This window comes from Paenibacillus glacialis (assembly GCF_001637205.1).
In the GTDB taxonomy this organism is placed as follows: Bacteria; Bacillota; Bacilli; order Paenibacillales; family Paenibacillaceae; genus Paenibacillus_AQ; species Paenibacillus_AQ glacialis.
This window is the reverse complement of the sequence record NZ_LVJH01000012.1, coordinates 1-1,348: the sequence shown is the minus strand read 5'-3', so window position 1 is coordinate 1,348 and position 1,348 is coordinate 1. Positions and strand designations below refer to the sequence as shown.

General features: G+C 51.2%; 1 protein-coding gene. It reads right to left on the bottom strand.

Going from position 1 to position 1,348, the window contains the following annotated elements; translation table 11 throughout:
• Positions 1–153: 153 nt before the first annotated feature.
• Positions 154–1,068, bottom strand: coding sequence for a phosphotransferase (locus PGLA_RS08640; protein WP_068531634.1), 915 nt, complete (start codon positions 1,066–1,068; stop codon positions 154–156).
• Positions 1,069–1,348 lie beyond the last annotated feature (280 nt).

Genomic DNA, 1,348 nt, shown 5'->3' with positions numbered 1-1,348 from the left:
CGTCTCCCGTTAGCGCAACGACTTACTCTGTTGAATTTCGTGTTCCTCAACATAAAGCGGCATCAGAGAAGGCGAATCGTACCTTATCGCGGCCTTTAAACGACAAAATGGTGCCGATAGCCATAGCCCCATAGCTGCAACGAAATAATGAGCCTAATCCGACAGTGCTCGCATGATGTTGGATTTCGCCTCTGCCGCAATCGCTTCATTCCCGTCATCGACCGCTTGCATCAAGATCAGTACGGGGATGTATACCGCGATCAGCCGCGCCAGCAGCTTCGTTTCCTCGTCCGCTCCTCCGTAAGTTTCGAAAAACACGCCGCGAGCGTAAGGTGGTAAAAAGCTGTAAGCAACGCTCAAATCGCAAGCCGGATGGCCTACGCTCAGATCGCCCCAATCAATGATGCCGGAAACGATCCCGTTCTCATTCACAAGCATATTTTTGAAATGAAGATCGCCATGTAGCAGTGCATTCACCGCCTCGACACGGTCCGTTTGCAGCCTGCTAATATACGCTTCGATCACACCGGACTCCTCCGGCGACAAGTGTTCAACCACCTTCGATAGAAAGCCCTCCAATTTCACTTTGCGCGATGCTATGTCCGTCAAGCTTCGATGATCTTGCTGAACTCCGCACTTCAGCGCCGCCTGCACCGGAAACTCATGCAATCTCCGCAAAAATTTCGCCAGCGTCTCTGCCGATAAAGCCCGGCGTTCTTCCGTCAAACCGATGGGGAAATCTCCTGGCACGTAGGCATAGCCAAGAAATGGTGCCGGGTATTCGTCACTTGCTTCGCCATAAAACAACGGTTTCGGATAGGGGATGGTCATATATGCCTCCAGCTTCGGCAGCAGCTTCCCTTCCATACGAATCGAGCCAACTGCAATCGTTCTTCTTGGAAACCGGAACACGTACTCGTCACCGATGAGAAAAACCGTATTGTCCCAGCCCCAGCCCAATCGCTTCACTTGCTTCGATGACAGCTGAGGGAATTGTCTGCCGATCAGCGTCCGCGCCTGCTCTTCGTTAACCTCCCACTCCGCATCCCATACATTCGTTCCTCCCATGAAATGTCTGCCTCCTCGTTCCTTACTTTATTTAGACGTTTACATTCCCTGGAAGTTACGCATAACTGCCCGTTAGTTGAACAAAGGGCTACCTCTCATTATTGAACTATAGTGTCCCGTTAGCCATACATGCAGCCCAAGAACGGGCTGCACCACACTCACCGCGCTGTCTGTAACGGCAAGTTTTAAGGCCTGCATTTGCGGGGCAGTCCTTTCTTTGCTCTCGCTTTGTTTACTTTTTTTTTCCCGATACTTTTATCCCGTTACCCAACCTACTCTT

What these genes read in the sequence shown, in the direction of transcription:
- PGLA_RS08640 (WP_068531634.1), bottom strand. Translation starts at nt 1,068, where the DNA reads ATGGGAGGAACGAATGTATGGGATGCGGAGTGGGAGGTTAACGAAGAG.